The sequence below is a fragment of the Pseudoalteromonas sp. GW168-MNA-CIBAN-0100 genome, from assembly GCF_040309225.1.
In the GTDB taxonomy this organism is placed as follows: domain Bacteria; phylum Pseudomonadota; class Gammaproteobacteria; order Enterobacterales; family Alteromonadaceae; genus Pseudoalteromonas; species Pseudoalteromonas arctica.
This window is the reverse complement of the sequence record NZ_JBEOOL010000020.1, coordinates 65,589-90,841: the sequence shown is the minus strand read 5'-3', so window position 1 is coordinate 90,841 and position 25,253 is coordinate 65,589. Positions and strand designations below refer to the sequence as shown.

Annotated in this window: 31 protein-coding genes and 1 pseudogene; 9 read left to right on the top strand and 23 right to left on the bottom strand. The window is 40.2% G+C overall.

The genetic code is table 11. The features are described from left to right. Positions 1–728: 728 nt before the first annotated feature. The 18 genes from rplQ to AAEY62_RS13425 form a co-directional block, all read right to left on the bottom strand. Entirely contained in the window at positions 729–1,130 is a 402-nt protein-coding gene (gene rplQ / locus AAEY62_RS13510) for a 50S ribosomal protein L17 (RefSeq protein WP_002959450.1), read from the bottom strand. Between the two features lie 39 nt (positions 1,131–1,169). Then, positions 1,170–2,156, bottom strand: a complete 987-nt coding sequence (locus AAEY62_RS13505) for a DNA-directed RNA polymerase subunit alpha (RefSeq protein WP_002959452.1) — start codon at positions 2,154–2,156, stop codon at positions 1,170–1,172. Between the two features lie 24 nt (positions 2,157–2,180). Continuing rightward, positions 2,181–2,801: a 30S ribosomal protein S4 gene (gene rpsD, locus AAEY62_RS13500; protein ID WP_002959461.1), complete on the bottom strand. Its 621-nt coding sequence runs from the start codon at positions 2,799–2,801 to the stop codon at positions 2,181–2,183. Between the two features lie 21 nt (positions 2,802–2,822). Beyond that, positions 2,823–3,209: a 30S ribosomal protein S11 gene (rpsK, locus tag AAEY62_RS13495; protein WP_002959471.1), complete on the bottom strand. Its 387-nt coding sequence runs from the start codon at positions 3,207–3,209 to the stop codon at positions 2,823–2,825. A 12-nt stretch (positions 3,210–3,221) separates the two neighbouring features. Beyond that, the gene (gene rpsM / locus AAEY62_RS13490; protein WP_007584664.1) at positions 3,222–3,578 is read right to left on the bottom strand and encodes a 30S ribosomal protein S13; all 357 of its coding nucleotides are present in this window, start codon (positions 3,576–3,578) and stop codon (positions 3,222–3,224) included. Positions 3,579–3,702: 124 nt separating this feature from the next. Next, positions 3,703–3,816 (bottom strand): 50S ribosomal protein L36, encoded by a 114-nt coding sequence (gene rpmJ / locus AAEY62_RS13485; protein ID WP_002959476.1) that lies wholly within the window; start codon positions 3,814–3,816, stop codon positions 3,703–3,705. A 22-nt stretch (positions 3,817–3,838) separates the two neighbouring features. Further along, positions 3,839–5,167, bottom strand: coding sequence for a preprotein translocase subunit SecY (gene secY / locus AAEY62_RS13480; RefSeq protein ID WP_007584663.1), 1,329 nt, complete (start codon positions 5,165–5,167; stop codon positions 3,839–3,841). A 10-nt stretch (positions 5,168–5,177) separates the two neighbouring features. Then, complete coding sequence (rplO, locus tag AAEY62_RS13475; protein WP_002959480.1) at positions 5,178–5,612, bottom strand: 50S ribosomal protein L15; 435 nt, start codon at positions 5,610–5,612, stop codon at positions 5,178–5,180. A 4-nt stretch (positions 5,613–5,616) separates the two neighbouring features. Further along, complete coding sequence (rpmD, locus tag AAEY62_RS13470; RefSeq protein WP_002959482.1) at positions 5,617–5,799, bottom strand: 50S ribosomal protein L30; 183 nt, start codon at positions 5,797–5,799, stop codon at positions 5,617–5,619. Positions 5,800–5,801: 2 nt separating this feature from the next. Continuing rightward, a complete protein-coding gene (gene rpsE / locus AAEY62_RS13465) occupies positions 5,802–6,308 on the bottom strand; it encodes a 30S ribosomal protein S5 (protein ID WP_002959485.1) in 507 nt (168 codons plus the stop codon). Positions 6,309–6,317: 9 nt separating this feature from the next. Next, positions 6,318–6,668 (bottom strand): 50S ribosomal protein L18, encoded by a 351-nt coding sequence (gene rplR, locus AAEY62_RS13460; protein ID WP_002959486.1) that lies wholly within the window; start codon positions 6,666–6,668, stop codon positions 6,318–6,320. A gap of 9 nt (positions 6,669–6,677) precedes the next feature. Then, on the bottom strand, positions 6,678–7,211 hold the full coding sequence (gene rplF / locus AAEY62_RS13455) for a 50S ribosomal protein L6 (protein WP_002959488.1): 534 nt from the start codon (positions 7,209–7,211) through the stop codon (positions 6,678–6,680). 13 nt (positions 7,212–7,224) lie between these two features. Next, positions 7,225–7,617: a 30S ribosomal protein S8 gene (gene rpsH, locus AAEY62_RS13450; protein WP_007584660.1), complete on the bottom strand. Its 393-nt coding sequence runs from the start codon at positions 7,615–7,617 to the stop codon at positions 7,225–7,227. A gap of 21 nt (positions 7,618–7,638) precedes the next feature. After that, the gene (gene rpsN / locus AAEY62_RS13445) at positions 7,639–7,944 is read right to left on the bottom strand and encodes a 30S ribosomal protein S14 (RefSeq protein ID WP_010554914.1); all 306 of its coding nucleotides are present in this window, start codon (positions 7,942–7,944) and stop codon (positions 7,639–7,641) included. A gap of 10 nt (positions 7,945–7,954) precedes the next feature. Next, positions 7,955–8,494: a 50S ribosomal protein L5 gene (rplE, locus tag AAEY62_RS13440; protein ID WP_010554915.1), complete on the bottom strand. Its 540-nt coding sequence runs from the start codon at positions 8,492–8,494 to the stop codon at positions 7,955–7,957. Positions 8,495–8,510: 16 nt separating this feature from the next. Next, positions 8,511–8,825 carry a 50S ribosomal protein L24 gene (rplX, locus tag AAEY62_RS13435; RefSeq protein ID WP_002959496.1) on the bottom strand — a complete coding sequence of 105 codons (315 nt, stop codon included), beginning with the start codon at positions 8,823–8,825 and terminating at the stop codon, positions 8,511–8,513. A gap of 10 nt (positions 8,826–8,835) precedes the next feature. Next, positions 8,836–9,204: a 50S ribosomal protein L14 gene (rplN, locus tag AAEY62_RS13430; RefSeq protein WP_002959498.1), complete on the bottom strand. Its 369-nt coding sequence runs from the start codon at positions 9,202–9,204 to the stop codon at positions 8,836–8,838. Positions 9,205–9,477: 273 nt separating this feature from the next. Next, the gene (locus AAEY62_RS13425) at positions 9,478–11,448 is read right to left on the bottom strand and encodes an AsmA family protein (protein WP_350603758.1); all 1,971 of its coding nucleotides are present in this window, start codon (positions 11,446–11,448) and stop codon (positions 9,478–9,480) included. Between the two features lie 233 nt (positions 11,449–11,681). On the opposite strand from AAEY62_RS13425, the gene AAEY62_RS13420 reads away from it, so the two are divergent. The 8 genes and pseudogenes from AAEY62_RS13420 to AAEY62_RS13385 all read left to right on the top strand — a co-directional run bounded on the left by AAEY62_RS13420 (position 11,682) and on the right by AAEY62_RS13385 (position 18,706). Continuing rightward, positions 11,682–12,113, top strand: a complete 432-nt coding sequence (locus tag AAEY62_RS13420; protein ID WP_007584645.1) for a hypothetical protein — start codon at positions 11,682–11,684, stop codon at positions 12,111–12,113. 8 nt (positions 12,114–12,121) lie between these two features. Beyond that, a pseudogene (locus tag AAEY62_RS13415) lies at positions 12,122–12,356 on the top strand (helix-turn-helix transcriptional regulator). Between the two features lie 155 nt (positions 12,357–12,511). After that, the gene (locus AAEY62_RS13410; RefSeq protein WP_024591362.1) at positions 12,512–13,675 is read left to right on the top strand and encodes a hypothetical protein; all 1,164 of its coding nucleotides are present in this window, start codon (positions 12,512–12,514) and stop codon (positions 13,673–13,675) included. A gap of 277 nt (positions 13,676–13,952) precedes the next feature. Continuing rightward, positions 13,953–14,639 carry a TorF family putative porin gene (locus AAEY62_RS13405; protein ID WP_024591363.1) on the top strand — a complete coding sequence of 229 codons (687 nt, stop codon included), beginning with the start codon at positions 13,953–13,955 and terminating at the stop codon, positions 14,637–14,639. 192 nt (positions 14,640–14,831) lie between these two features. Beyond that, positions 14,832–15,545, top strand: coding sequence for a YIP1 family protein (locus AAEY62_RS13400; RefSeq protein WP_024608093.1), 714 nt, complete (start codon positions 14,832–14,834; stop codon positions 15,543–15,545). 56 nt (positions 15,546–15,601) lie between these two features. After that, on the top strand, positions 15,602–16,768 hold the full coding sequence (locus AAEY62_RS13395; protein WP_024608092.1) for an efflux RND transporter periplasmic adaptor subunit: 1,167 nt from the start codon (positions 15,602–15,604) through the stop codon (positions 16,766–16,768). Next, positions 16,768–17,475 carry an ABC transporter ATP-binding protein gene (locus AAEY62_RS13390; protein WP_024599491.1) on the top strand — a complete coding sequence of 236 codons (708 nt, stop codon included), beginning with the start codon at positions 16,768–16,770 and terminating at the stop codon, positions 17,473–17,475. The genes AAEY62_RS13395 and AAEY62_RS13390 overlap by 1 nt, the downstream gene beginning before the upstream one ends. After that, positions 17,468–18,706, top strand: coding sequence for an ABC transporter permease (locus AAEY62_RS13385; RefSeq protein ID WP_076925846.1), 1,239 nt, complete (start codon positions 17,468–17,470; stop codon positions 18,704–18,706). The genes AAEY62_RS13390 and AAEY62_RS13385 overlap by 8 nt, the downstream gene beginning before the upstream one ends. A 13-nt stretch (positions 18,707–18,719) precedes the next feature. Here the strand turns inward: AAEY62_RS13385 and AAEY62_RS13380 are convergent, their stop codons facing one another. The 4 genes from AAEY62_RS13380 to AAEY62_RS13365 all read right to left on the bottom strand — a co-directional run bounded on the left by AAEY62_RS13380 (position 18,720) and on the right by AAEY62_RS13365 (position 24,010). Next, positions 18,720–19,049, bottom strand: coding sequence for a Bor/Iss family lipoprotein (locus tag AAEY62_RS13380; RefSeq protein ID WP_101163389.1), 330 nt, complete (start codon positions 19,047–19,049; stop codon positions 18,720–18,722). Beyond that, positions 19,046–19,357: a Bor family protein gene (locus AAEY62_RS13375; RefSeq protein WP_101163388.1), complete on the bottom strand. Its 312-nt coding sequence runs from the start codon at positions 19,355–19,357 to the stop codon at positions 19,046–19,048. Before AAEY62_RS13375 ends, AAEY62_RS13380 begins: the two co-directional genes overlap by 4 nt. A 183-nt stretch (positions 19,358–19,540) precedes the next feature. Further along, the gene (locus AAEY62_RS13370) at positions 19,541–23,119 is read right to left on the bottom strand and encodes an ABC transporter permease/M1 family aminopeptidase (protein WP_350635103.1); all 3,579 of its coding nucleotides are present in this window, start codon (positions 23,117–23,119) and stop codon (positions 19,541–19,543) included. 9 nt (positions 23,120–23,128) lie between these two features. Continuing rightward, on the bottom strand, positions 23,129–24,010 hold the full coding sequence (locus tag AAEY62_RS13365; protein ID WP_024591368.1) for an ABC transporter ATP-binding protein: 882 nt from the start codon (positions 24,008–24,010) through the stop codon (positions 23,129–23,131). 187 nt (positions 24,011–24,197) lie between these two features. Between AAEY62_RS13365 and AAEY62_RS13360 the strand changes: the two genes are divergently transcribed. Next, on the top strand, positions 24,198–24,875 hold the full coding sequence (locus AAEY62_RS13360) for a nitroreductase family protein (RefSeq protein ID WP_024591369.1): 678 nt from the start codon (positions 24,198–24,200) through the stop codon (positions 24,873–24,875). Here AAEY62_RS13360 and AAEY62_RS13355 read toward each other — a convergent pair. Further along, the gene (locus tag AAEY62_RS13355) at positions 24,868–25,176 is read right to left on the bottom strand and encodes an ArsR/SmtB family transcription factor (protein WP_010554926.1); all 309 of its coding nucleotides are present in this window, start codon (positions 25,174–25,176) and stop codon (positions 24,868–24,870) included. The genes AAEY62_RS13360 and AAEY62_RS13355 overlap by 8 nt on opposite strands. Between the last annotated feature and the right edge of the window lie 77 nt (positions 25,177–25,253).

Below are 25,253 nucleotides of genomic sequence, written 5' to 3'. Positions count from 1 at the left end.
TCTCAGTGGGGTCGCATTATAGGGAGATCCGAAAACAGATCAACCCTTTTTTGAAGAAAACTTGAAATAATGTGCTGTTCGCTGAGTATTTGAGCTAAACGCTCAAAAACACAACTAAACTACCATTATTAATAGGTTCATAGAGCTATTTGAAATGAAAGTTGTGGCAACTACTAACGGGTAGAGACATATTTCGATCATCGATGCGGAAAAAACAACCAATGGAGCAATAGTCGTATTGCTATAAATCATTTAAATTAATCAAAAGCTTAGAATTGAATTGAATTGATCAGCCTATGTTTAATAATAGTTTTACAAATTTTAGGAGGAAGTTTACTTAGGCCGTAATGGTTAACTTTACTCTGAGGTTCTTAGTACCGGTATATTGATAAGAGTGCCACGTTATATCTTTTAATCAGCTCTATAAGTAGAAACTTCGTTAGGGATTGCTCTAATTGTAGCTCAATTCGCGGCGGTATTATTAATAGCTGTAAATCACAATATATAGTGGAAATGATCTTTAACTAGAATCTGATAGGCTATTTTGAATGAATGGTAAATAAAGAGTAATTAGGTAGAGCAATTAAAGCAGCTGCCAAAACAACTTATCAATTCAGAATCTATGAGTCAGTGCCCATAATAGAAGGTAATTACTGGTTCATATAGTTTGACAAATTTTAGGCAAGAAAAAGCCGAGCATAGGCTCGGCTTTTAGGTTTCTTTAAGACTTACTCTGCAGACTGTGCGTCTTCTTGAACTGCTTCGCTAGTCGCTGGGCGACCAACTAGTTCAATATAAGCCATTGGTGCATTATCACCAGTACGGAAGCCACACTTAAGAATACGAGTGTAACCACCTGGACGATCCGCGTTACGTGGACCGATTTCACTGAATAATTTACCAACAACTTCATTATCACGCGTGCGAGCAAACGCTAAACGGCGATTTGCTACACTGTCAGTCTTAGCCAGTGTGATTAAAGGTTCAATTACACGACGTAACTCTTTCGCTTTAGGCAAAGTAGTTTTGATGATTTCATGTTTCACCAAAGAACCTGCCATATTGCTAAACATCGCTTTACGATGGCTACTGTTACGGTTTAATTGACGACCACTCTTACGATGGCGCATGACCCTATCCTTCTAACTAAACTAATATAGTGATTTAGATTATTCAGCTAAGCTTGCAGGTGGCCAATTTTCTAGGCGCATGCCCAGAGAAAGTCCACGTGAAGCTAGCACGTCTTTAATTTCAGTTAGAGACTTCTTACCTAAATTAGGTGTTTTAAGAAGCTCAACTTCAGTGCGCTGAACTAAATCACCGATATATTGAATTTGCTCGGCTTTCAAACAATTTGCTGAGCGTACTGTTAATTCAAGGTCATCAACTGGACGAAGTAGAATAGGATCGAATTCTGGCTTCTCTTCTTTCTCTTCTGGCTCAGTTACATCACGTAAATCTACGAATGCATCTAATTGCTCAGCTAAGATAGTAGACGCACGGCGGATCGCTTCTTCTGGATCTAAAGTGCCGTTTGTTTCCATATCAATGATTAACTTGTCTAAATCTGTACGTTGCTCAACTCGAGCTGATTCAACCGAGTACGCAATACGTTCAACTGGGCTAAATGATGCATCAAGCAACAATCTACCAATTGGACGCTCATCGTCATCAGAGGATAAACGACTAGATGCCGGCACATAACCACGACCGCGTTCAACACGAATACGCATGCTGATCTCGCTGTTATTTGTAGTTAAATTACAAATAACGTGATCTGGATTAGCAATTGTTACATCGCCATCGTGCTGAATATCAGCCGCAGTAACAGGGCCTACACCAGATTTAGTCAGGGTCAGAAAAACTTCATCTTTGCCTTCTAACGTTACTGCTAAACCCTTAAGGTTTAATAGTATTTCAATGATGTCTTCTTGAACGCCTTCTTTCGCGCTGTACTCATGTAAAACACCGTCGATTTCAACTTCAGTTACTGCACATCCAGGCATAGATGAAAGTAATATACGGCGTAAAGCATTACCCAGAGTATGACCAAAGCCACGCTCTAATGGTTCTAAAACTATTTTAGAACGCGTTGGGTTGATAGCGTCGATGTCGACTAACCTTGGTTTTAGAAATTCTGTAACAGAACCCTGCATGTTATCCTCTCTTAACTCTTAACTTTACTTAGAGTAAAGTTCGACGATTAGTTGTTCATTAATGTCCGCAGACAAATCTGAACGCTCAGGTAGGCGCTTGAAGCTGCCTTCCAATTTCTTACCGTCAACTTCAACCCAAGTCGGCTTTTCACGTTGCTCAGCCAACTCTAGAGCAGCGATGATACGTGCTTGTGTCTTAGACTTCTCACGGATTACAACAGTATCTTCTGGAGTAATTACGTATGAAGGAATGTTCACAACACGACCATTAACTAGAATCGCTTTATGGCTTACTAACTGGCGTGCTTCAGCACGTGTGCTAGCAAAACCCATGCGATATACAACATTGTCTAAACGTTGCTCTAAAAGCTGTAACAAGTTTTCACCTGTGTTGCCTTTAAGGCGAGCAGCTTCTTTGTAGTAGTTACGGAATTGCTTTTCTAATACACCGTAGATACGACGTACTTTTTGCTTTTCACGTAATTGTAAACCGTAATCAGATAAACGACCTTTACGGGCGCCGTGCTGACCAGGTGCAGTCTCAAGTTTACACTTAGAGTCGATAGCTCTTACGCCGCTCTTAAGGAACAGGTCAGTACCTTCACGACGACTCAGCTTGAGCTTAGGGCCCAAATATCTTGCCATGTTATTTCTCCTAACCTATTGTTAAACGCGACGTTTCTTCGGTGGACGACAACCATTATGTGGTATAGGCGTCACGTCAGTAATGTTGGTAATACGGTAACCAGCAGCATTCAAAGCACGTACAGCAGATTCACGACCTGGACCTGGACCTTTAATGAAAACTTCTAGATTTTTTAAACCGTATTCTTGAGCAGCAGTACCTGCACGCTCTGCAGCAACCTGAGCAGCAAATGGTGTAGATTTACGTGAACCACGGAAACCTGAACCACCGGCAGTAGCCCATGATAGTGCATTACCTTGACGGTCGGTAATCGTTACAATAGTGTTGTTGAAAGACGCATGAACATGAGCCATACCATCAGCAACTTGTTTTTTAACCTTTTTACGACGAATTGGTGTCTTAGCCATAATACTATCCCCTTATCGCTTAATAGGCTTACGAGGACCCTTGCGGGTGCGCGCGTTAGTCTTAGTTCTTTGACCACGTAGTGGTAAAGAGCGACGGTGACGTAGGCCACGATAACAACCAAGATCCATAAGGCGCTTGATATTTAAAGTAACTTCACGACGAAGATCACCTTCAACAGTGTACTTGCCAACTGCATCACGCAGTACGTCAAGAATTTCGTCTGAAAGTTCACCGATTTTTGTGGTTTCGGCGATACCAGTCGCTACTAAGATAGCCTTAGAGCGAGTCTTACCTATGCCATAAATAGCTGTTAAACCAATAACTGCATGTTTATGATCAGGGACGTTAATGCCAGCAATACGGGCCACTAACACATCTCCTATATTCGAATTTGGTAATCATCTGTTTGAAAAGCCCGTAAGGATACTCAAACGAAGACCAAATTACTACTAAAAACACAGGCCGAGAAAACTCAGCCTGCACGCTGTTTACTTAACCTTGCCTTTGCTTATGCTTAGGCTCACTGCAAATTACGCGTACTACACCAGCACGTTTAATAACTTTACAGTTACGGCATATTTTCTTAACGGAAGCACGTACTTTCATTGCTCAACTCCGTAAACTGACCTTATCGACCGTAGCCTTTAAGGTTCGCTTTTTTCAGCACAGAATCATACTGATGAGACATCAGGTGAGTCTGTACTTGTGCCATAAAGTCCATGATCACTACAACGATAATCAAAACTGATGTACCGCCGAAGTAGAATGGCGTTTGCCACGCCATCGTCATGAATTCAGGCACCAGACAGATAAAGGTTATATACAAAGCACCTGCCAATGTCAGGCGTGTCATCACTTTATCAATGTATTTAGATGTCTGCTCACCTGGACGAATACCTGGGATAAATGCGCCAGATTTCTTAAGGTTATCTGCAGTTTCACGTGGGTTAAAAACCAACGCTGTGTAGAAAAAGCAGAAGAAGATAATAGCCGCAGCTAAAACAAGTGAGTACAACGGTTGACCTGGGGTCAACGTAGTAGCAACAGCTTGTAATACATCAGCGACTGGACCTTCACCTTGGCCGAACCAGCTAGCAATTGTACCAGGGAACAGAATTATACTGCTAGCGAAGATTGGTGGAATAACACCCGCCATATTTACTTTTAGTGGTAAATGCGTGCTTTGAGCAGCAAATACTTGACGACCTTGTTGGCGTTTAGCGTAGTTAACAACAATACGACGTTGTCCACGTTCGAAAAACACTACAAGATAAGTAACAGCGAATACGATTACCGCAACCATCAACAGTACAAAAACATTCAAATCACCTTGGCGCGCCATTTCGACTGTCGAACCAATAGCAGACGGCAAGTTAGCTACAATACCAACAAATATTAGAACAGAGATACCGTTACCGATACCGCGCTCTGTTATTTGTTCACCCAACCACATAAGGAACATAGTACCAGTCACTAAACTCACCACTGCGGTGAAATAGAAACCCATACCAGGGTTAACAACTAACCCCTCCATCATGCCCGGTAAGCTAGAAGCAATACCGATTGATTGAATAGTAGCTAGCACAAGCGTGCCATAGCGTGTGTACTGGCTAATTTTTTTACGCCCTTGCTCACCTTCTTTCTTAAGCTCTATAAACGGAGGATACATATGCGTTAATAGTTGCGTAATAATCGAAGCCGAGATATACGGCATAATACCCAGTGCTAACACTGAAGCTCGCTCAAGTGCACCACCACTGAACATGTTGAACATCTCAACAATGGTGCCCTTTTGTTGCTCGAAGAAATCGGCAAGTACAGCGGCGTCAATCCCAGGGATCGGCACAAATGAACCTAGACGGTAAATTATGATAGCACCCAATACGAAGAGTAATCGGCGCTTCAATTCCGAAAGTCCACCTTGTGCACTTTTTGTATCTTGACCTGGTTTAGCCATTAGTACTTCCTTAGTCTTCTACCTTGCCTCCGGCAGCTTCAATAGCTTCGCGAGCACCTTTAGAGGCTTTAAGGCCTTTAACGGTAACAGCGCGTGAAACTTCGCCAGATTTAACAACTTTAACGAAAAGAACGTTCTTTTTAACTAGACCAGCTGCTTGTAACGCGCTTAGGTCTACCACATCGCCTTCTACTTTAGCGATTTCAAAAAGGTTTATTTCTGCAGATACTAAAGATTTGCGAGAAGTAAAACCAAATTTAGGTAGACGACGTTGCATAGGCATTTGACCGCCTTCAAAACCAACGCGTACTTTGCCGCCAGAACGTGATTTTTGACCTTTGTGACCACGGCCGCCAGTCTTACCTAGACCAGAACCGATACCACGACCAACACGTTTTGGAGCAGTTTTTGAACCTGCAGCAGGTGAAAGTGTATTCAAATGCATCGAATTAACCCTCTACCTTAACCATGTAAGAAACCTTGTTTATCATACCACGTACACATGCTGTGTCTTCTAACTCAACAGTGTGGTTGATACGACGTAAACCAAGACCGCGTAATGTAGCTTTATGTTTCGGTAAACGACCGATAGAGCTTTTTACTTGTGTTACTTTTACAGTTTGATTTGCCATGGTTACCCCAGTATTTCGTCTACGCGAAGGCCACGTTTTGCAGCGATTGACTGTGGAGAATTCATATTCTCAAGAGCCGAAATCGTTGCACGTACCACGTTGATCGGGTTAGTAGAACCGTAACATTTAGAAAGTACGTTCTGCACACCAGTAACTTCTAGTACTGCACGCATAGCACCACCTGCAATGATACCAGTACCTTCAGATGCTGGTTTCATGAACACTAGTGAGCCAGCATGACGTCCCTTAACAGGATGCTGTAATGTGTTGCCATTTAGGTCTACGTTGATCATGTTACGACGTGCTTTTTCCATTGCTTTTTGAATAGCAGCTGGAACTTCACGTGCTTTACCATAACCGAAACCTACTTTACCTGCGCCATCACCAACTACAGTTAGTGCAGTAAAGCTAAAGATACGACCACCTTTAACTACTTTAGACACACGGTTCACCGCGATTAGCTTTTCAGCTAGATCAGGCTGTTGTTGCTTTGCTTCTACGTTAGCCATAGTCTACTCCTAGAATTGCAAACCGGCTTCACGCGCAGCATCAGCTAGCGCCTTCACACGGCCGTGATATTTAAAGCCACTGCGATCAAAAGCAATCTTTTCGATGCCTTTGTCAGCCGCACGTTCAGCAACCGCTTTGCCAACTGCTTGCGCAGCTTCAACGTTACCGGTGCCTTTAACTGTTTCGCTAATAGCCTTTTCAACAGTAGAAGCAGCAGCCAGTACATTACCCTCAGCATTTACTACTTGAGCGTATATGTGACGTGGCGTGCGGTGGATAACAAGACGCGTTGTGCCTTGTTCAATATAATTTCTACGAGTGCGTTTAGCACGACGTAGACGAGCTGTTTTTTTATCCATCGTCTTACCTTACTTCTTCTTAGCCTCTTTACGGCGTACATTCTCATCTGAATAACGAACACCCTTACCTTTATAAGGCTCAGGTTTACGGTATGCACGAATGTTAGCAGCTGTTTGACCAACTAACTGCTTGTCTACGCCCTTAACTAGAACTTCTGTTTGGCTTGGAGTTTCAATCGTAATTCCTTCAGGAACTGCGAAATTAACTGGGTGTGAGAAGCCAAGAGTTAAATCTAATGTTTTACCCTTAGCTGCAGCACGGTAACCCACGCCTACTAACTGAAGTTTCTTCTCGTAACCTTCATGCGTACCAACAACCATGTTGTTGATTAGAGCGCGAGCAGTACCTGCTTGAGCCCATGCATTAGCTACGCCATCACGAGGTAAAGTAGTAATAACGTTGTCATTAACTTGTACTTCAACAGCGTTGTTGATAGTACGAGTAAGTTCACCGTTTTTGCCTTTAACTGTGATTTCCTGGCCTTTTAATGTAACTTCTACACCGGCAGGAACAGTAATTGGTGCCTTTGCTATGCGAGACATAGTTCCCCTCCGATTAAGCTACAAAACCAATGATTTCACCACCAACACCAGCACTACGTGCTGTGCGGTCTGTCATTAGGCCTTTAGAAGTTGATACGATAGCGATACCAAGACCACCCATTACCTTAGGTAATTGGTCACGTTTCTTATAGATACGTAGACCAGGGCGACTTACACGCTGGATATTTTCAATTACAGCTTTGCCTTCGAAGTACTTCAACTCGATAGAAAGCTCAGGTTTAGTTTCACCGTTAACGGCGAAATCTACGATATAACCTTCGTCTTTTAGTACTTTAGCTAATGCTACTTTCAGCTTTGAAGTTGGCATCGTTACAGATACTTTCTTCGCTGATTGACCGTTACGAATTCGTGTAAACAAATCCGCGATAGGATCTTGCAAGCTCATAGTCTTACTCCCATGATTCTATTACCAGCTAGCCTTTTTAAGGCCAGGAATTTCACCGCGCATAGCTGCTTCGCGAACTTTAATACGGCTCATGCCGAATTTGCGAAGGAAACCATGTGGGCGGCCCGTAATGTTACAACGATTACGTTGACGTGCAGGGCTAGAATCACGAGGTAAAGCTTGTAGCTTAAGTACCGCGTCCCAACGATCATCTTCAGATGTGTTAACATCACTGATGATAGCTTTTAGTGCCGCGCGCTTTTCAGCGAACTGAGCAACTAGTTTTGTGCGCTTTGCTTCGCGCGCTTTCATAGAATTCTTTGCCATAACCCTACCCTTATTTCTTAAATGGGAAGTTAAACGCTTCTAACAACGCACGGCCTTCCTCATCAGATTTCGCAGAAGTAGTGATAGTAATATCCATACCGCGTACACGGTCTACTTTATCGTAATCGATTTCTGGGAAGATGATTTGTTCACGTACGCCCATGCTGTAGTTGCCACGTCCATCAAAAGACTTAGCACTTACGCCACGGAAGTCACGAATACGTGGGATAGCGATTGATACCAAACGCTCAAAAAAGTCCCACATACGCTCGCCGCGTAGGGTTACTTTACAACCAATCGGGTAACCTTCACGCACTTTGAAGCCAGCAACAGATTTGCGTGCTTTAGTGATTAGAGGTTTCTGACCAGAGATTGCTGCTAGATCCGCTACTGCGTTATCTAAAATCTTCTTGTCAGCTAGGGCTTCGCCCACGCCCATATTCAATGTGATCTTTTCGATCTGAGGGACTTGCATGACAGAGCTGAAACCAAACTTCTCTTGAAGTTCCGCAACTACTTTGTCTTTATATACTTCATGCAGTTTCGCCATCATTCTACTCCAACTATTAGATAGTTTTACCAGTAGATTTAAAGATACGTAATTTCTTACCATCTTCAATCTTGAAACCTACACGATCAGCTTTACTCGTTTCCGAGTTGAAGATCGCAACGTTTGATGCATCCATAGATGCTTCTTTCTCAACAATGCCGCCAGCTTGGTTCAATTGTGGAACCGGCTTTTGGTGTTTCTTGATCAAGTTTATGCCTTCGACAAAGATTCGACCAGATTCAGTAACAACTGAAAGCACTTTTCCGCGCTTACCTTTGTCTTTACCTGCTAGTACGATTACTTCGTCATCACGACGTATTTTTGCTGCCATGATTGGCTCCTTACAGTACTTCTGGGGCTAGTGAAACGATTTTCATGAACTTATCATTACGAAGTTCGCGAGTCACAGGGCCGAAAATACGTGTACCAATTGGCTGCAAGTTATCATTTAAGATAACAGCCGCGTTGCTGTCAAAACGGATCAAAGAACCATCTGGACGGCGAACACCTTTTCTGGTACGCACAACTACCGCGTTTTTAACATCACCTTTCTTCACTTTACCGCGAGGAATAGCTTCTTTTACAGAAACTTTAATGATGTCGCCAATCGCTGCGTAGCGACGGTGTGAACCACCAAGGACTTTTATACACTGCACTTTGCGAGCGCCGCTGTTATCAGCAACTTCCAGCTGAGTTTGCATTTGGATCATGTTAATGACCTCCGGTGTAGTAATTACAACGTGTCTAAAATTCGTTTAAAAATCAGACATTTCGATTAAATCCCAATCAAAAAACAAACGAGTTGTCTCTTAAGGGCGGGCAATTGTACCAGCATTGAGGGGGTAGTGATAGGTTATTTTTTAATTAATTTAGAGCGTATGGTTATTAAAGTTGAGTAATTACGGCTATGTAGCTATTTTACAGGTGGTTACAAAACAAACAAGGCACTATATAAGTGCCTTGTTTGTTTTAACTATAGATGATTAACCGAATAAACCTTTTAATTTATCTTTAATCTTATCCTTTGCTTTGTCTTTGGCTTTTTCTTTTGCCTCATCAACCTTCTGCTTAGCTTCATCTTTAAGCGCATTGCCTACATCAAGCTTTATACCAACATCGTGGAAAGGCCCTTTTATACGTAGTGGTATTTTAAAACCAGTGCTGTCATCAGTGGTCCCCTGTCCTTCGATTGATCCAACTATGCCTGTAACCAAACGGTAATTAACTGTTGTTTGCGGTAAATCAACATCGCCTTCACCTGATATTCTAACGAGTGGGCTAATAAGTGATAAATCAGTATTTTTACCAACACCATTAGTAAAGTTAAAACTTCCCGTTAGTGCAGAGAAATCTGTTTGCTCTGATTCTTCAAACCCGGTATCCAGCCCTTCAGACGCAGCACCAAAGTTTCCTGAAATGAGTTCCTTACCTTTACGAACCATCTCAGCTATATTCGCACCTTTTACAGCTCCATCAGCAAACTCAAATTCAAGTTTTCCGTTAAGCGCACCAATAAACGACTTTTGACTTTGGCCAGTTGTGTTTAGGTTCCAATTTAAAGAACCCTTACCCATTAGCTTGTCAAAACCTGCCGCATCAGTTAATAAAGGCTGTGCATCTATACCAGCTAAGTCAAAGTTAGTTGATATTTTATAAGGCACTTGTTGTGCGTTTACATTAATAACGCCTTTACCTGACCCTTCATAAGCAGAAAAGCTATCTAGGCTTAGTTTTGCAACGCTATTTTTTAAAGCAACAGTAAATTGATTGGCGCCCAACTTAATATCGTTAGCTTTTAATCCACTTGAACGAATAACTACATTCGCATCTAGTGAATTTAACGCACTTAGATCAATTTTAGTGTCATCCCATACTATTGGCTCTGCAGGTTTATCATTTTGCTCTACTGGCTCTTCTTGTTTTGCTACTGCTTCAGGTAGGTACGGGTTTAAATCAAGCATACCTAAATCAATATCAGCATTTACAGCTAAACGCTTACCTAGGTTAAGCTCACTCTTACCTTTTATTTCCAATGCGTCTAACGTCGCAACTAAATCTTCTAAATTAAATTTCTCACCTGCTAGGTGCATTTTACCGTTTACACTAAATGCGTTAAAAGCATTGTCTTTAGCGTCTAACTCTACACCTTGCCATTTCGCAATACTTTTAACTGACTCACCGCTTAGTGATAACTGACCTTTAATATCTTGGCCTTGCCCAGCGATGCTCCCTTCGAACGTTAGATCAACTAAACGAGAATCTAAGGTTTGTTTAACATTAAAAGTAGCACCTTCAATTGCTTTAGCAGGAGTATCTAATTTTATATCAAGCTCAAAACGCTCCTGCATATAAGTAATACCCCCTTTTACTTCTAATGTTTTACGAAGTGATGGAAGTAAAATAGCGAGTTCTAAATCACTAATTTGTTGCTTAGCACCTGTTAGACCATCTAGATAAGTAAATGTGCCGCCATAAATAGCAACCTCACCTAACTCAATATCAAAGTTATCTGGAAGCTTTATCGCTTCACCTGATTGGCTTTGCTCTTTAGGTTGCTCTGCAACTGCATCAAACAACTGCCAATTAGCTTTACCATTTTTGTCAGTTTCTAATAGGATATTTGGTTCATTTATAACAAACTTATCTAATTTAAACTCACCACCAAATAATGAAAACCAAGGTATGTGTACAGCAAGCTGTTTCATACTCGCCATATCGGCGCGCGAACCTGATTCCATATTTGCAAAATGCACGTCGTTAAGTTCTAACTTTAATGCAGGGAATACGTTAAGTGTTTTATCACCTTTAATAGTAAGAGTGCGCCCAGTTGTTTGTTCTACCTGCTGCGACACTTTATTAAAAATAGTATCAGTAGGAATTAAAAACGGTGCGGCAACAATTAGTGCTATACATAGTAAAAGTATTACACCTACAATTTTAAGTAAGGTTTTCATGATCGTCCTTTCAAACGTGCAAATAATGTTCTTATCATAGCGAGTGTTAGCCTTAAAATCATTGTAGTTGATGTAAAAAAGCCACTAAAACTACTTTACCTGTTCTATATGAATCTTTCCTGAAACATTTTGATACCTTTAGGTTACAAATAAGTATTGACCCGGTGATACCCCAAGGTTGCATTGATACCCAGAGGTTACAAAAAATAAAATACTATTACAGGATGAATACTATGAAACAACAGGATATTAAAACTGAAGAGCAATTTATGGGTCAAAACATATGGATTAGTTTAAGCGCAGGGATAGTTTGTTTACTTCTCTGTGTTTACTCACTAATAAAACAAGATCAACATATTGGAGGGCTTTTAACTGTTGGAATGGGCGTTTTTTTTTATATAGTTATAGTGATTATTTATCTCATTAAAGGGGGTTTTCCGTTAAAAATGTATTTTCAATACGCTTATAAAGATGAGTTTCTAAACACCATTGACACTAATGCATATAAACATACAAGTTTTGCATTTGGGTTTTGCCTTCTTGGTGTTTTTTATATAAGCGATGAAATACCTACCGAATTTTCGCATGCAACTATGGCAATATTCTACCTAGGTATCATGCTCTTGGTATATGGCGCTTCATTGCTTTGGCAAAATCGTGATTAGGAGAGGAAATGCAAAATAACATAGCAAAGTATCGAAAAGAGGCCGGGCTTTCACAGCAAAAACTTGCTGATGCTATTAACGTGTCGCGCAAAACAACTTGCTGATGCTATTAACGTGTCGCGCAAAACAATAAGTACCGTAGAAACAAACCGGTTTACGCCGTCGGTAATAATTGCTCTAAAAATAGCAAAGCATTTTAATACCTCAGTTGAAAGCCTATTTGTACTGGATGAAAATGATTGATACATGTTAAAGCATTAGTCTCATTTTATTAGCAAAAATACTGATTTAGTCACTTCAATTACAACGTATGGAGGACAGCGCTGTTGTTATTAGCGTAATTGCGCTAAAATAGACCAGCAAAAAAATATATATCTAAACCGGAGATTCTACAAGGCATGAAAAAACTGCTAATTTCACCGTCAAAAATGACGCTAGGCGAACAAGAAAATCAAATCTATCAGAACATTCTGAAGCAATCTTCAGAGTTAAGCCTTAACCTTATGGCCGTGAAAGTAGAAAACCACCCTGATGATTTTTTACCTTGGTGTTACGAATTGCTAAGTGCAAGCAGAGATCGTATGAACTACGATTTGCTAGAGCCACAGCAGTTACCAGTACTTAAGAAGCTACACGATCAGCTTATTTCAGCTATCAGCTTTTTACAGGTTAAAACTTTACGTATTGCTCCGTGGCCTGTTGTAAGTGTATTTGTAGAACAACACAAAGACGTTATTGCACTTGATGAACAGCTTCGTTTGGTAGACTACATCAAAAGCATTCGTGAACAGTCTCTTAAAGATATGATTCCTGAAGACTTACTTGCGTTTAGCGGTAAGCACATGGCATCACTTGATCCAAGCACATACAACTTTGACGTTGAATGGTTTGCATCTACAAAGAGTGCAAAGAGCTTCCATCAAATGCTTGGTGATTTACCAGGTGCTTTTGACGATGCACTAGTGAATATTCCACTTGAAGGTGATATTACTCAATACGAATATCAACAATTTGTTGCTGCTTATTCAAAAATATTCACCGACAACAACGAAAAACCAACACTTGCGCCTGCAACACGACTGCTTGCAATGCGTCGCCCTGATTTATTTACTCCGATTACAAATAATCGATTAGATGCATTATGTGGTGCCCTTGGTGTTTCTAAACTTAAAAATAGTGATTTTGAGCGTTACTGGCAAGATATCGTAAAAGGTATTCAAGCTATGTCATGGTACAAAATGGCTAAACCTAGTAATGAGTTAGAAGAACAATTGGTTGCTATTAAAGCATTAATTCCATGTTTCTTTCACTACGCTGATGCTAAAACACCAGATAACTCTAACTACATTAAACTGCTAACCAAGCCTAAACGTACTACAACTACAACAGGTAAAACTCAGCGTAGAGGTAAAGAGTCTGCAGAAATTCTAGTAGACCGTGCACTTGCTGCTGACGATATTCCTGAGCATATTCGCAGTAAACGTGATTCAATTGTGAGTGAAGTACAAAAAGGTCGCAGCGTAAACGAAACAATTAGCCTTATGCGCACTATATTCGGCTAAAACCTTCTAATTTAGCCGTACTTTTATGGTGCGGCTAGGTTAATTTATGCACCAGCAGTGTGCGCAACATCTTCCTTCATGTTATATCCCCACCCTATTCATAAAATTCAAGCTCATGTTTTTAATAAATAAAAAATAATTTTTAATAAAAAATAATGAAGCTGGCACATACAGTGCAATTATCCCGTTAGTTAAACAATAAAAAGCCGTCAGCCTAAAGGTTCCGATTACATAATAAAAACCTTGGCGAGCAAAAATCATATAACGGGAAATGGACATGCTAAAACTAAAAAAAACCATCGCTATAAGTGCTATAGCATTAATGGGCGCAACATCTTTAACGTCAACAGCCGTACATGCTGAAGTAACTGCTAATGCAGCGGCAACATCAAACTACTTATGGCGTGGTCAAGAGCAAACTGGGGGCGATGCAGCTATTTCAGGCGGTATTGATTACGCCAATGAATCGGGCTTTTATGCAGGTACTTGGGCTTCAAACGCATCGTGGGCCGATGAAATGACCTATGAGCTTGACTTATATGCAGGCTTTGGTGGCGATATTAACGAAAGTGTTAGCTACGATGTTGGTTATATTTATTACGCTTACCCAGACGCAGCTTCTGAAGCAGACGCAGATTTCTCTGAAATTTACGGTAGCATCAGTGTTGAAGGCTTTACCTTTGGTGCTTCTGTATTAGCAACATCAGCTGCAAGTGGTGATGGTACAGACTTTGGTGATTCACTTTACCTCACAGCTGACTACGGTTTTGCTGTTGGCAGTAACGGCACTGAAATGGCACTTCACTTAGGCCATTACTCTGGTGACTTTATTGGTGATGACAATATTCTAGATTACGGTGTATCAATTTCGAAAGACGGTTTTACTTTTGGTTTGTCTGATACAGATATGGATGATTCAGATATTAAAGCTTACGTTGCTTATTCTGTAGACTTTAATTTATAAGAAAGAATGTGTTACTTGCTGCAACACGAAGGGCCTTTTGGCCCTTTTCTTGTTTTTGAATAAGACCCCTCACACCTGTTAACAAACCGTTACAATTGAATGAAAACAATACATACTTTTTCCTTTATTCTATTACTTAGTCACTGGGCATTTATAACTGCCTAGCCATAAAATAGGTATAAAGGAATAATAATGAAATCACCTAACGCTTTTAGCGCCCTACTCGATATTTATATAAATCCTAGTAAAGCTTTCAATGGTATTGAACACGCCAAAGGTTGGTCATGGTTAGCATTTATATGTATTACCCTTGCTAGTATCGCTAGTGTTTATATTTTTTACTCTAGTGTTGATATGCAGTTTTTGATTAATGAGCAAGTAGCAGCATCAAGTATAGATGCAACAATTGGCGAGCAAAAAGCAATTCGTCAAAGTATAGAGCTAAATGCAGAAAACCAAATTTGGTTTGCTCTGTTTGGCAGCGTAATGGGGCTAGCTATTATGAATGCACTCATGGCACTTTATTATATGCTTGTGGCTAAACAAGATCCTGAATCAGAACATAGCTACGGAGCTTGGTATGGATTCTCTACCTGGACAATGATGCCAGTTGTTATTTCAAGCCTAGGCACAATTGCTCTTGTACTAAGTGCAAGTACAGATCAAATATCTCAACAAGCCGTATTTAGCTACGCATCTATTAACCAATTAATAATAGGACTTGAAATTGGCCATCCTTTTTATAGCTTATTAGAATCAATAAACTTATTTAGCTTTTGGAGCATTGCGCTGGGAATGATCGGCTTAAAATGCTGGACTAATTTTTCAACTAACAAAGCACTCCTATTCTCTGCACTTCCTTCAATCATTATTTTTGGTATTTGGGCAGTCATTGCAGCAATGTAACCACTAGATGGGGGTATGTATTGCCTCCGCATTACTTAATTCACGGATAGATAAAAATGAAAAAAGCAATAATCATCACACTCGCTGTAGGCGCATTTATAGCCCTAATTGTGTCAAAGCAAATTTCTGGCGATGAAAAACAAGCCGAAGTAAATATTGCTCAAGTAGAGCTAGGCGACATTGCTGACTCAATAATGGCTTCAGGTAATTTAGTTTTTAATACACAAGTGCAATTACGCTCTGAAGTGACAGGCCGAGTAGATAAAATATTTGTTCAAGAAGGCCAAGGAGTGAAACAAGGCGATATGTTAATGCGCCTTGATACAACCGCTTTTGAATCTGAAGTTACCCGTAGTAAAGCAATCCTTCGCGCCACAGAGATTGAAATTAAACATAGTAGAACACGCCTTACTAATCTAGAGCGACAACTTAAAAGACAAAAAGACTTATACGATGTCGGTTTAGGTAATCAAGAGAGCTACGAGAATATTGAAAGCGCACGCGATCTGGCTAAAATCGATATTGAATCACGAATAGAGTCGTACAACCAAGCACAAGCATCACTACAAATTGCGCAAGATCGCTTAAGTAAAAGTGTATTTAGAGCTCCAATGAGCGGCTTGCTTGCATCTGTAAATATTAAAGAAGGTGAAACCGTTATAGCCGGTACTACTAATATTATTGGTTCTGATTTGATGTTAGTAGCCGACCCAAGCGCTATTTTAGCCGAGCTACGTGTTGATGAAACCGACATTGCGAGTATTAAGCTTAACCAAAAAGCGAATATTTATGCGGCCGCATACCCCAATAAACCATTTAGCGGCACAGTAATCAATATTGGTACTTCAGCTAAAAACCAAGCAGGCTCTCAAGGTTTATCGTTTAAAGTAAAAGTATTACTCGATACTACTGAGCGCCAGCTATATGCAGGAATGAGTTGTAGAGCAGAGATCGCAACAAGCATTGCCGAAAATGGTCTAAAACTTCCAATAGAGGCAATCCAAAAAGAAGACGATAAAACATTTGTGTGGCGACTAAATAGCGATAATACAGTTAGCAAAATTGCTGTAACTGTTGGAATATCATCTGATATAGAGCAAGCAATTACTGACGGCTTAAATGAAGGCGACAACATTGTTATTGGTCCTGCGCGCCCAGTAAGTCTTCTGACTGAAGGTGATGTAGTAAAACTTAAGTCAGATGCAGACAAGGAAGAAGCCTAATGTCTGCGGTAATCAAACTTGAGCATATTAATAAACAATACAAAATGGGCTCAGAGGTATTTAAAGCACTTGATGATGTAAACGTACATATAATGCAAAACGAATACGTGGCGATTATAGGACCTTCTGGTTCAGGCAAGTCGACCTTGATGAACTTACTAGGTTGTTTAGATACACCCACCAGTGGCGAATACTACTTAAAAGACAAACTAGTAAAAAGTATGACCGAGACAGAGCTAGCTCATCAGCGTAATGAAAGTGTCGGGTTTATATTTCAAAGCTTTAATTTAATACCACGTGCAACCGCACTAGAAAATGTAATGCAGCCTCTAGTGTATCGCTTCATCCCTAGCAAACAGCGCAAGCAACAAGCCCTAGAAGCACTAAAACGGGTAGGTCTCGGTGATAAAGTTAATCATTTATCTAGCCAGCTATCGGGCGGGCAACGTCAACGGGTTGCTATTGCCCGCGCTTTAGTCACAAAACCACATATATTATTAGGAGATGAACCCACAGGTAACCTTGATAGTAAAACGACCCGCGAAATTATGGATTTGTTTGATGAGCTGCATAACGAAGGTCACACTATTATTTTAGTAACACATGAACAAGAAATTGCCGATCATTGCCAACGCGTAATTCGTTTAGTCGACGGTAAAGTGGTAAGTGATGTAACTAAAGATGAAGGAATCAAGCAGCATGTTTAAATCAGCTCTTGCGATAATGGAAGGCACTAAAGCCGCTTTTTCAGCTATTAAAGCTAATGCAATGCGCAGCGCACTGACCTGTTTGGGCATTATTATTGGTGTTGCCGCCGTAGTTACTGTAGTTGCAGTAATGCAGGGTTTTACAAAGCAAATAAATGATCAATTTGCTGATATGTCGCCAGATGTAACAACAATAAAGCCTTACACCAGTATTGAACTCGAAATGGTTGGTAAAAATGCCAAGCTTACCTACGACGATTTTTTAGCTTTAAAGTCGCGTATAAAAGAAGCTGAAACGCTAACTGCCCTAATGTTTACCTGGCGTTTTTCGGGAGGGGCTGAGTATGGAAATAAAAGCCATTCATCGCGTGTAATAGGTACTGAGCAAGACTATCAAAAAGCGTATCGTACTTACCCTGAACTTGGCCGCTTTATTCGTGCTGAGGACGATGATAAGCGAAGAAGGGTCGCATTTATCGGCCCTTCAATCATAGAAAAGCTAAACCTTCCTGAAAACCCAGTAGGTGAATATATAAAGCTAGGTGGTGAATGGTTTAGAATTATTGGCGTTGCTGAAAAACAAGGTAGCTTATTTGGTTTTGACCAAGACGATTACATTAATATTCCAATTAGTACCATGAGTGCTTTAGAAGGCGGAAGTACACAAACTAATGTGCAAATTATGTTTAGGCTGAATGAAGGTACTAACGAAGAACAAGTGCTTGCAAAAATAACCCGTGTATTGCGCCAACTACATAAACTAAAAGAGAAAGATGAAAACGACTTTGAATTTGAAACCGCTGAAAAATCTCGTGCCCAAATAGATAAATTTACCAGCAGTGCTACTGCTATTACTGCTGGTATTGTTGGAATAAGCTTACTTGTTGGCGGTATTGGTGTTATGAATATAATGCTAGTGTCGGTAACTGAACGCACACGCGTTATTGGTACATTAAAAGCACTAGGCGCAACACCTGGTTTTATTATGCTGCAGTTTTTAGTTGAAGCCGTTGTGCTTTCACTCTTTGGTGGTTTAATAGGACTCATTATAGGATATGGCGCCGCAGGGCTTATTTCGTTTTTAGTCCCTAGTATGCCTGATGCATATATACCAGCATGGGCTGTAATACTATCGTTCGGATTTACATCAATGATTGGGATTATATTTGGTTTAGCCCCTGCTATTAAAGCAGCAAGACTAAACCCTATAGATGCACTGCGTTACGAATAACTATTTTAAATAATTATTTAGCTTTAAATGGTACCTTATTACATTGTACTTCTACTGTTTTAGGGTACCAAGCTGGGCCGATTTGATTCACAACCACCTCAGCTAAACCATTAGTAAACGATTTATACGTATGAACACTTTGCCACTCCCCTTGTGGGCAATGTGTTGTTAAATCTAACGGCTCTGATCCCTCGTACAACGCAAGTGCAAAATTATGATGCCACTGTGAGCTTTTTAGCGTTTTATTGCTTACTTTGCTCTGTATACCGTTATCAAAGTAAATATTTGTACACCCCGTTAAAATAATCAGTGTGCAACCGGCTGCAAATAGCTTGATGCTCATAATGTCTCCCCTAGTATTTGCTCTTGGCACCACACTTTAATGGTATGGGGCGAGTATATTCCAAGCGTAATTAAACTCAGCGCTCCATCACTAAACGTTTGTTGTGACTGCATTTGAATAACCGGTGTATTTGAACATATTTGTTTTACGTCTACCCGCTGCTCACCCACTAATCCCCATAAATAAAATGGGCGGCTATCTTCGAAATTAGCTTGGCTCGTTATTTTTGCTGTTGCCTGTGGCTGAATGGTTACCGCAGAACAAGCACTGAGGCTTAATGCTATCGCCCCTATAATTAATGGTTTCATACTCTTCCTTATAAACTAAATACCAGTAAGGTAACTTTATAAGAGAACATAAAATATTAGCGTAAAAAGCTGTGGGGAATATGTAGAAACGCCATGAAGTTTTATACAGTTTATTACACATAAGGGCCGCATAAATGCGGCCCTTAAAGTAGTCAACTTAAGTGGTTAGTAAATAAATAGACGTTAGAATTTAGCTAAATTATTTTTACTGTCTTTGTCGACCAGCTTAATGTAAGGATCTACCCCCGCAAATAATGGTTTTTCTTTTACTTTTAGCTCAATAGTATTGGTACCAGACACTATTTGATGCTTTTGCGAGTAAATAACAAAGTCTTCAGCTAGTAAGTTTTCAGGGTCGTCGCTAAATAATGCAATATCAATTAGCTCATCGAGCGGCTGCTCTGTTTCTTCACCTTGTCCATCGGCATGCTGCTTAGTTGCTTCAACGCTCAGTGTTACCGTATAAAAACCTTCGCTATCAACATCATCTGTAACCGACACTTCTTTCATTTCAAGCTCATAAAGCGTTATATATTTAAACTGATCATCAATAAAACGTTGTTCAGCTTGTGTTGCATCTCGCTTTAAATAACTGAGTAAATCAAGTGTGGTTGGGTATGGCGTTGATTGGTATTTAAACTCATTCAAAAATGCTTTAAGTGCGGCATTTAAGCGTTTTTCGCCTAAGCGGTCATACAAAGCCATCATCGCAACTGAGCCTTTATTATAGTGAAGATACAGCTGACCCTGCGTTTTATATAGCGGCATTTCTTCAAAGGCTTCGCCAGTACGGCCCATTAAGTATTTATCTAGCTCGTACTTTAAGAATTTACGAAGCTTCTCGGCGCCAAAGCGTTTTCTTAGCACCATTAGCGCACTGTATTGCGAAAGTGTTTCAGAAATAACAGCACTGCCCTCTACATTAGCCCCTGATACTTGATGCCCCCACCATTGGTGCGCAACTTCATGTGCGGTTACATAGTAAGGTAGGTCAACTTTACTCTCATCTCTTAAGTCTGTAATAAAACCAATACTTTCAGAGTAAGGCACCGTATTGGCAAAACTTTGCGCAAACGAGCGATACTTAGGAAATTCAATAATACGTAACTGCTTATGCTGATACGGGCCAAAGGCTTGTGTGTAGTAATCTATTGAGTCTTGAACTGACTCAATCATGCGGTCAACATTCCATGCATGATCTTTGTGGTAGTACACCTCAATATTTACCCCATTATGCTCAACTTTTTTACTTTCAAGTTCAGCTGAAAGTACAGAGTAAAAGTTTATAATTGGAGCATCCATTTCATAAACAAAAGTACGGCGCCCGTCTTTTACACTCTCACTTTTTAAGTAACCTGGTGTAATAGCAAATTGCGACTCATCGGTGGTTACCGTTGCCTTATAGTTTATAAAGCCATTAGCAGGCCCAAACTCATTTTGCGTATAATAGCGGCTGTCTTCTAGTTTATGTGCGCGCTCAAGCTCAGGTAAATCGTGCTTGCGGCGCTCATACTTATCGGCAATTTGAAAATACTTTTGATAACCAAAATTTGGTAATAATTCTCCATTATTTACAAATGTACCGTTGTGCACGAGTTGAGTATCAGATCTTCTATCAACAAAACCGTCGTGTTCACGAGAAACTAAAAGCTCACCTTCGCGTACTTCATTAGGCATTAGCGGTTGTTCAAACTCAAACCATACCATGCCAAAATCGGTTAAACGCTCTACTATTTTTCCGCCCGCCATTTTTACATCCCAGCTTTTAGATTGGCTAGGCTCATTAATTAACACACGGGTTATTGGCTCGTTTGCGGTATTGGTAAACTTAATTTTAGCCACGGCATTTAAAGCACGCTTTTTAGGATAAATATCAATGTTTAAATCAACATCAGTTATTATAGGCAGTGGCAAGTCTTTGTATTGTGAAAACTCTTGCTCATACCTTACTTGTAGCGCTTCGTTATCATCACTTGTTACAAACTCGTTGATTACACGGGTGTTGTAATAAATGTTATAACCCGCGCCCACAAATACCAATAAACTTATAACGGCTGCAATCTGGCCTTTTAAAGACATGTTGTAACGTACTAAAGATAAACGAGTACGCAATGTTTGCGACGGGCCGCGATGCCATAAAGCAAACCCTACAATAGCTAAAAACACACTCAATGCCCCCCAATATAGGGTATACCAATGCGCGCCTTGTAAAAAATGTCCATAACCGTTTATATCTGAATACGGTACGCTACTGCTTTGGGAAAAATGATACATATGATGCTCAAACCCGTAAGCACCCATTACCATTTGAGCAATGTAATACAGAATAAATAAACCCATACCTATGTATTTATTAGGGCTAATTATTTGTAAAAAGAACGCCAATATAGCCATCATAATAAAAGGCAGTAATGTAAGGTAACCCAACCTAAATAAGTACTGGCCAAGCTCTAGGTTAAATTGCCCCTTAAACAGTTGCACTGCAATGGTAAACATCATGCCTACTAAATAAAGACCACAAACTGCAGTGATTAACGCAATAATTTTAGATACCCAAAACACACTGTTATGCACCGGGAAACTGTCAACAATATCACCCATACCACTGTGGCGTTCTCGCCAAACCAGCTCTGCGCTGTAATAAGCAATAATGATAAACATAAACAAAGCGGAGGAGTTTTGAATAATGCCCACCATGTTTTGTGTAAGCGGCCAATCTGTTGTGCCATACGCGCCAATAGGCGCAAAGAGTGGTGCGAGTAACATAGTAATACTGACACCCGCTAAAATCATAAAAGGGGCACTTAATATAACCTGCTTAAGTTCAAATAAGCTGCGCATTACTAATTGCGATTGCGTATTTACCCCTTTTGACTTGTAATTTTTAGCGCTGCTAATAAGTGCTGCTTGTTTATTTTTTACAAACGTTGAGACAGCAAATTGCTTTTTCTGTTTTTTACTTACTACGCGATTACCTAACTTTCCGAGGCCAAAAAACATCGCTAAACTTATTGCTACCCATAAAATACGGTTAATTAAAAAATCGCCCGAGAGCGTTAACACTTCGGTATTTTTATCACTTACAGTCCAGTAACGGGTTAAGTCAATTAACGAACCGAGGCCGAATGGATCTGCGTAAACAACAATATTTCTAAACGCTAAATCATCAAAATAGATACTCGCCAATTGGTAGGTTATATAAATCACTACGGCCGTTACATATATCGCCATCATGGTTTTAAAATAGACCGCCACACTATTAAAAATAGCACTGAGTACCAGTAAGCTGGGTATTGCTAAATATAAAAAAGGCGCTGCGTAATATATAAACTTATTAGGGCCTACTAGCTCACTATCAAGCCAGCCAACCAACAAGCCAAATTGAGATCCCAAAAACACGCCTAATGGCACAGTTAAAAAAACAACTAGCACAACCAAGTAAGCACCAAAAAAACGTCCTGATTGATAAGCAAGAGGGTTAACGGGCTTACTAAAAACCAGCTCATCCATTTTGCTTTCACTGTTGCGAATAGCAGAGCTGGCAACAAAGTTAACCACTAAAAACATAGCGAGTGTACAAAATGTAACGGTTAAAAGCATAATAGAGAAAGGCGAGTTCATATGAACATTCGCCCCACCTAACGGGAACTTACTACTAGAGCTTATAAAAAACGCCATAAAAAAGAAGATTAATGAGGTCACATAAAACGAAGGCTGGCGCACAAAATAGCGCAGCTCAAACGCGAGCATATTAAAAAACATAGCGCCCCCTTATGCTACTTGGCTGTTACGATGATTAAGCAACGTAGAAAAATACACATCTTCTAGGTTTGCACTGCTGAGCTCAAAACCTTCAGGGGCTTGATCGGCTAATACATGTAATATGGTTTTCCCTGCAAATAAGCGCTTAGAAATAACAGGCAGTTGCGGTTCAAGCTCTAGCGCTTCCTCTTGGCTCATGGCTTTGCGCCAGATTTGCCCTTGGAGTTTATCGGTAAGGGCAAGTGGGTTGCCCTCTAATAGTATTTTGCCGCCGGCCAGTACGGCCATGTTTGGGCAAAGCTCTGCTACATCTTCAACAATGTGAGTCGATAATATAACGACTTTTTGCTCACCTAAGCTTACTAACAAGTTATGAAATCGATTACGTTCCTCTGGGTCTAACCCTGCTGTTGGTTCATCAACGATTAGTAAATCAGGGTCGCCTAATAACGCTTGAGCAATACCAAAACGCTGGCGCATACCGCCCGAAAAGCCACTTACGGCTTTAGAGCGATGTTGATATAAATTAGTGTGCGCAAGTAATCCTTCAACCGACTCTTTACGCTCTGCTTTATTATGAATACCCTTTAAAACAGCCATATGATCTAGCAAGTCGTAAGCACTAACGCGTGGGTAAACACCAAAATCTTGCGGGAGGTAGCCTAAACGTTGGCGCAGACCCTGTGGGTCTTTAAATACATCAATGCCATCAAAAGTAATTGAACCTGAATCAGCCGACTGCAGTGTTGCAATGGTACGCATTAGCGATGATTTACCTGCGCCATTTGGCCCAAGTAATCCAAACATCCCTTTGCCGATAGATAAATCAACACCTTGTAGTGCATGTACGCCATTATCGTAGGTTTTAGATAACCCTGTTATTGATAGCATTTTTACTTCCTTGAATATGAGTAATTATTTTTATAATGTTTTATATCACAAGCAAAACAGGAACATAAGTTACTTGTTAGTTAAATTTGTAACAACAAATAAACATAATTTAAACTCATAACACTTGCCTGCACTGTATTCACTCGGTATAAAAACCACATATACTTTTTATAAGAAGCGAAAAGCCATGCAAGATCACCAAAGCCAACCATTAAACGACTTTATAGAATACCCACACGACGAAATGCTAAATCGTGCTAACGAGTTTTTACAAACCAGCCAACGCCGCCATAGCATTCGCAGCTTTAGCGATCGCCCAGTACCAAAAAATATTATTGAAGCATGTATAAAAGCAGCTGGCACAGCACCAAGTGGAGCGAATCATCAGCCTTGGCATTTTGTGGCTATAAACAGCAGTGATGTAAAAAAACAAATAAGAGAAGCCGCCGAAAAATTAGAGCGTTCTTTTTACGAAGGCAGAGCAGGTGAAGAATGGTTAGATGCGCTAAAACCGTTAGGTACCGATGCTAATAAGCCTTATTTAGAGCATGCACCTTGGCTTATAGCTGTATTTAGTCAAAAAAAGGGGGGCGTAAGCACCGATGATAAAAATACGAATTATTATGTGCATGAGTCTGTTGGTTTAGCTACCGGCTTTTTAATTCAAGCTTTGCATCGTGCTGGTTTGGCAACCCTTACTCATACTCCAAAACCAATGAGCTTTTTAACCGACATATGTAATCGCGATAAAGATAACGAACGCCCATACATGCTACTTATTGCAGGTTACCCAAGTGATGATGCAACAATACCGGCTCATGCACTGGATAAAAAATCTATCGATGAAATAGCTACGTTTATTTAGTATTTTCTTGTCGGCAAAACCACTCATATAGCAAAGCAATGATCGACTCAACTTTTGGATCGGTCAATGAGTAATAAATAGTGTGCCCTTCTCTGCGAGTAGCAACCATATCTGCCTTGCGTAAACTTGCTAAATGCTGAGATAACGCTGACTGTGCTAAAGGTACATTTTTATTTAGCTCACCTACACTTTGCTCACCTTGTAATAAACTACATAAAATCATTAAGCGATTTTTGTTAGCCATTAATTTTAAAAACTGTTCGGCTTGCTCTGCGTTGACAGCTAGTTGTTCAATATTCATTTTATTATTTCTCTTTTTGATACCTTTTTAAGTATAGACTTTTACATTAGTAAGTTCTAATATAATTAACATTAGGT

Bases quoted from the DNA above. Each gene is read 5' to 3' on its own strand.
- rplQ (WP_002959450.1), bottom strand. From the start codon at position 1,130: ATGCGCCATCGTAAGAGTGGTCGTCAATTAAACCGTAACAGTAGCCAT.
- AAEY62_RS13505 (WP_002959452.1), bottom strand. From the start codon at position 2,156: ATGCAGGGTTCTGTTACAGAATTTCTAAAACCAAGGTTAGTCGACATC.
- rpsD (WP_002959461.1), bottom strand. From the start codon at position 2,801: ATGGCAAGATATTTGGGCCCTAAGCTCAAGCTGAGTCGTCGTGAAGGT.
- rpsK (WP_002959471.1), bottom strand. From the start codon at position 3,209: ATGGCTAAGACACCAATTCGTCGTAAAAAGGTTAAAAAACAAGTTGCT.
- rpmJ (WP_002959476.1), bottom strand. From the start codon at position 3,816: ATGAAAGTACGTGCTTCCGTTAAGAAAATATGCCGTAACTGTAAAGTT.
- secY (WP_007584663.1), bottom strand. From the start codon at position 5,167: ATGGCTAAACCAGGTCAAGATACAAAAAGTGCACAAGGTGGACTTTCG.
- rplO (WP_002959480.1), bottom strand. From the start codon at position 5,612: ATGCATTTGAATACACTTTCACCTGCTGCAGGTTCAAAAACTGCTCCA.
- rpmD (WP_002959482.1), bottom strand. From the start codon at position 5,799: ATGGCAAATCAAACTGTAAAAGTAACACAAGTAAAAAGCTCTATCGGT.
- rpsE (WP_002959485.1), bottom strand. From the start codon at position 6,308: ATGGCTAACGTAGAAGCAAAGCAACAACAGCCTGATCTAGCTGAAAAG.
- rplR (WP_002959486.1), bottom strand. From the start codon at position 6,668: ATGGATAAAAAAACAGCTCGTCTACGTCGTGCTAAACGCACTCGTAGA.
- rplF (WP_002959488.1), bottom strand. From the start codon at position 7,211: ATGTCTCGCATAGCAAAGGCACCAATTACTGTTCCTGCCGGTGTAGAA.
- rpsH (WP_007584660.1), bottom strand. From the start codon at position 7,617: ATGAGCTTGCAAGATCCTATCGCGGATTTGTTTACACGAATTCGTAAC.
- rpsN (WP_010554914.1), bottom strand. From the start codon at position 7,944: ATGGCAAAGAATTCTATGAAAGCGCGCGAAGCAAAGCGCACAAAACTA.
- rplE (WP_010554915.1), bottom strand. From the start codon at position 8,494: ATGGCGAAACTGCATGAAGTATATAAAGACAAAGTAGTTGCGGAACTT.
- rplX (WP_002959496.1), bottom strand. From the start codon at position 8,825: ATGGCAGCAAAAATACGTCGTGATGACGAAGTAATCGTACTAGCAGGT.
- rplN (WP_002959498.1), bottom strand. From the start codon at position 9,204: ATGATCCAAATGCAAACTCAGCTGGAAGTTGCTGATAACAGCGGCGCT.
- AAEY62_RS13425 (WP_350603758.1), bottom strand. From the start codon at position 11,448: ATGAAAACCTTACTTAAAATTGTAGGTGTAATACTTTTACTATGTATA.
- AAEY62_RS13420 (WP_007584645.1), top strand. From the start codon at position 11,682: ATGAAACAACAGGATATTAAAACTGAAGAGCAATTTATGGGTCAAAAC.
- AAEY62_RS13410 (WP_024591362.1), top strand. From the start codon at position 12,512: ATGAAAAAACTGCTAATTTCACCGTCAAAAATGACGCTAGGCGAACAA.
- AAEY62_RS13405 (WP_024591363.1), top strand. From the start codon at position 13,953: ATGCTAAAACTAAAAAAAACCATCGCTATAAGTGCTATAGCATTAATG.
- AAEY62_RS13400 (WP_024608093.1), top strand. From the start codon at position 14,832: ATGAAATCACCTAACGCTTTTAGCGCCCTACTCGATATTTATATAAAT.
- AAEY62_RS13395 (WP_024608092.1), top strand. From the start codon at position 15,602: ATGAAAAAAGCAATAATCATCACACTCGCTGTAGGCGCATTTATAGCC.
- AAEY62_RS13390 (WP_024599491.1), top strand. From the start codon at position 16,768: ATGTCTGCGGTAATCAAACTTGAGCATATTAATAAACAATACAAAATG.
- AAEY62_RS13385 (WP_076925846.1), top strand. From the start codon at position 17,468: ATGTTTAAATCAGCTCTTGCGATAATGGAAGGCACTAAAGCCGCTTTT.
- AAEY62_RS13380 (WP_101163389.1), bottom strand. From the start codon at position 19,049: ATGAGCATCAAGCTATTTGCAGCCGGTTGCACACTGATTATTTTAACG.
- AAEY62_RS13375 (WP_101163388.1), bottom strand. From the start codon at position 19,357: ATGAAACCATTAATTATAGGGGCGATAGCATTAAGCCTCAGTGCTTGT.
- AAEY62_RS13370 (WP_350635103.1), bottom strand. From the start codon at position 23,119: ATGTTTTTTAATATGCTCGCGTTTGAGCTGCGCTATTTTGTGCGCCAG.
- AAEY62_RS13365 (WP_024591368.1), bottom strand. From the start codon at position 24,010: ATGCTATCAATAACAGGGTTATCTAAAACCTACGATAATGGCGTACAT.
- AAEY62_RS13360 (WP_024591369.1), top strand. From the start codon at position 24,198: ATGCAAGATCACCAAAGCCAACCATTAAACGACTTTATAGAATACCCA.
- AAEY62_RS13355 (WP_010554926.1), bottom strand. From the start codon at position 25,176: ATGAATATTGAACAACTAGCTGTCAACGCAGAGCAAGCCGAACAGTTT.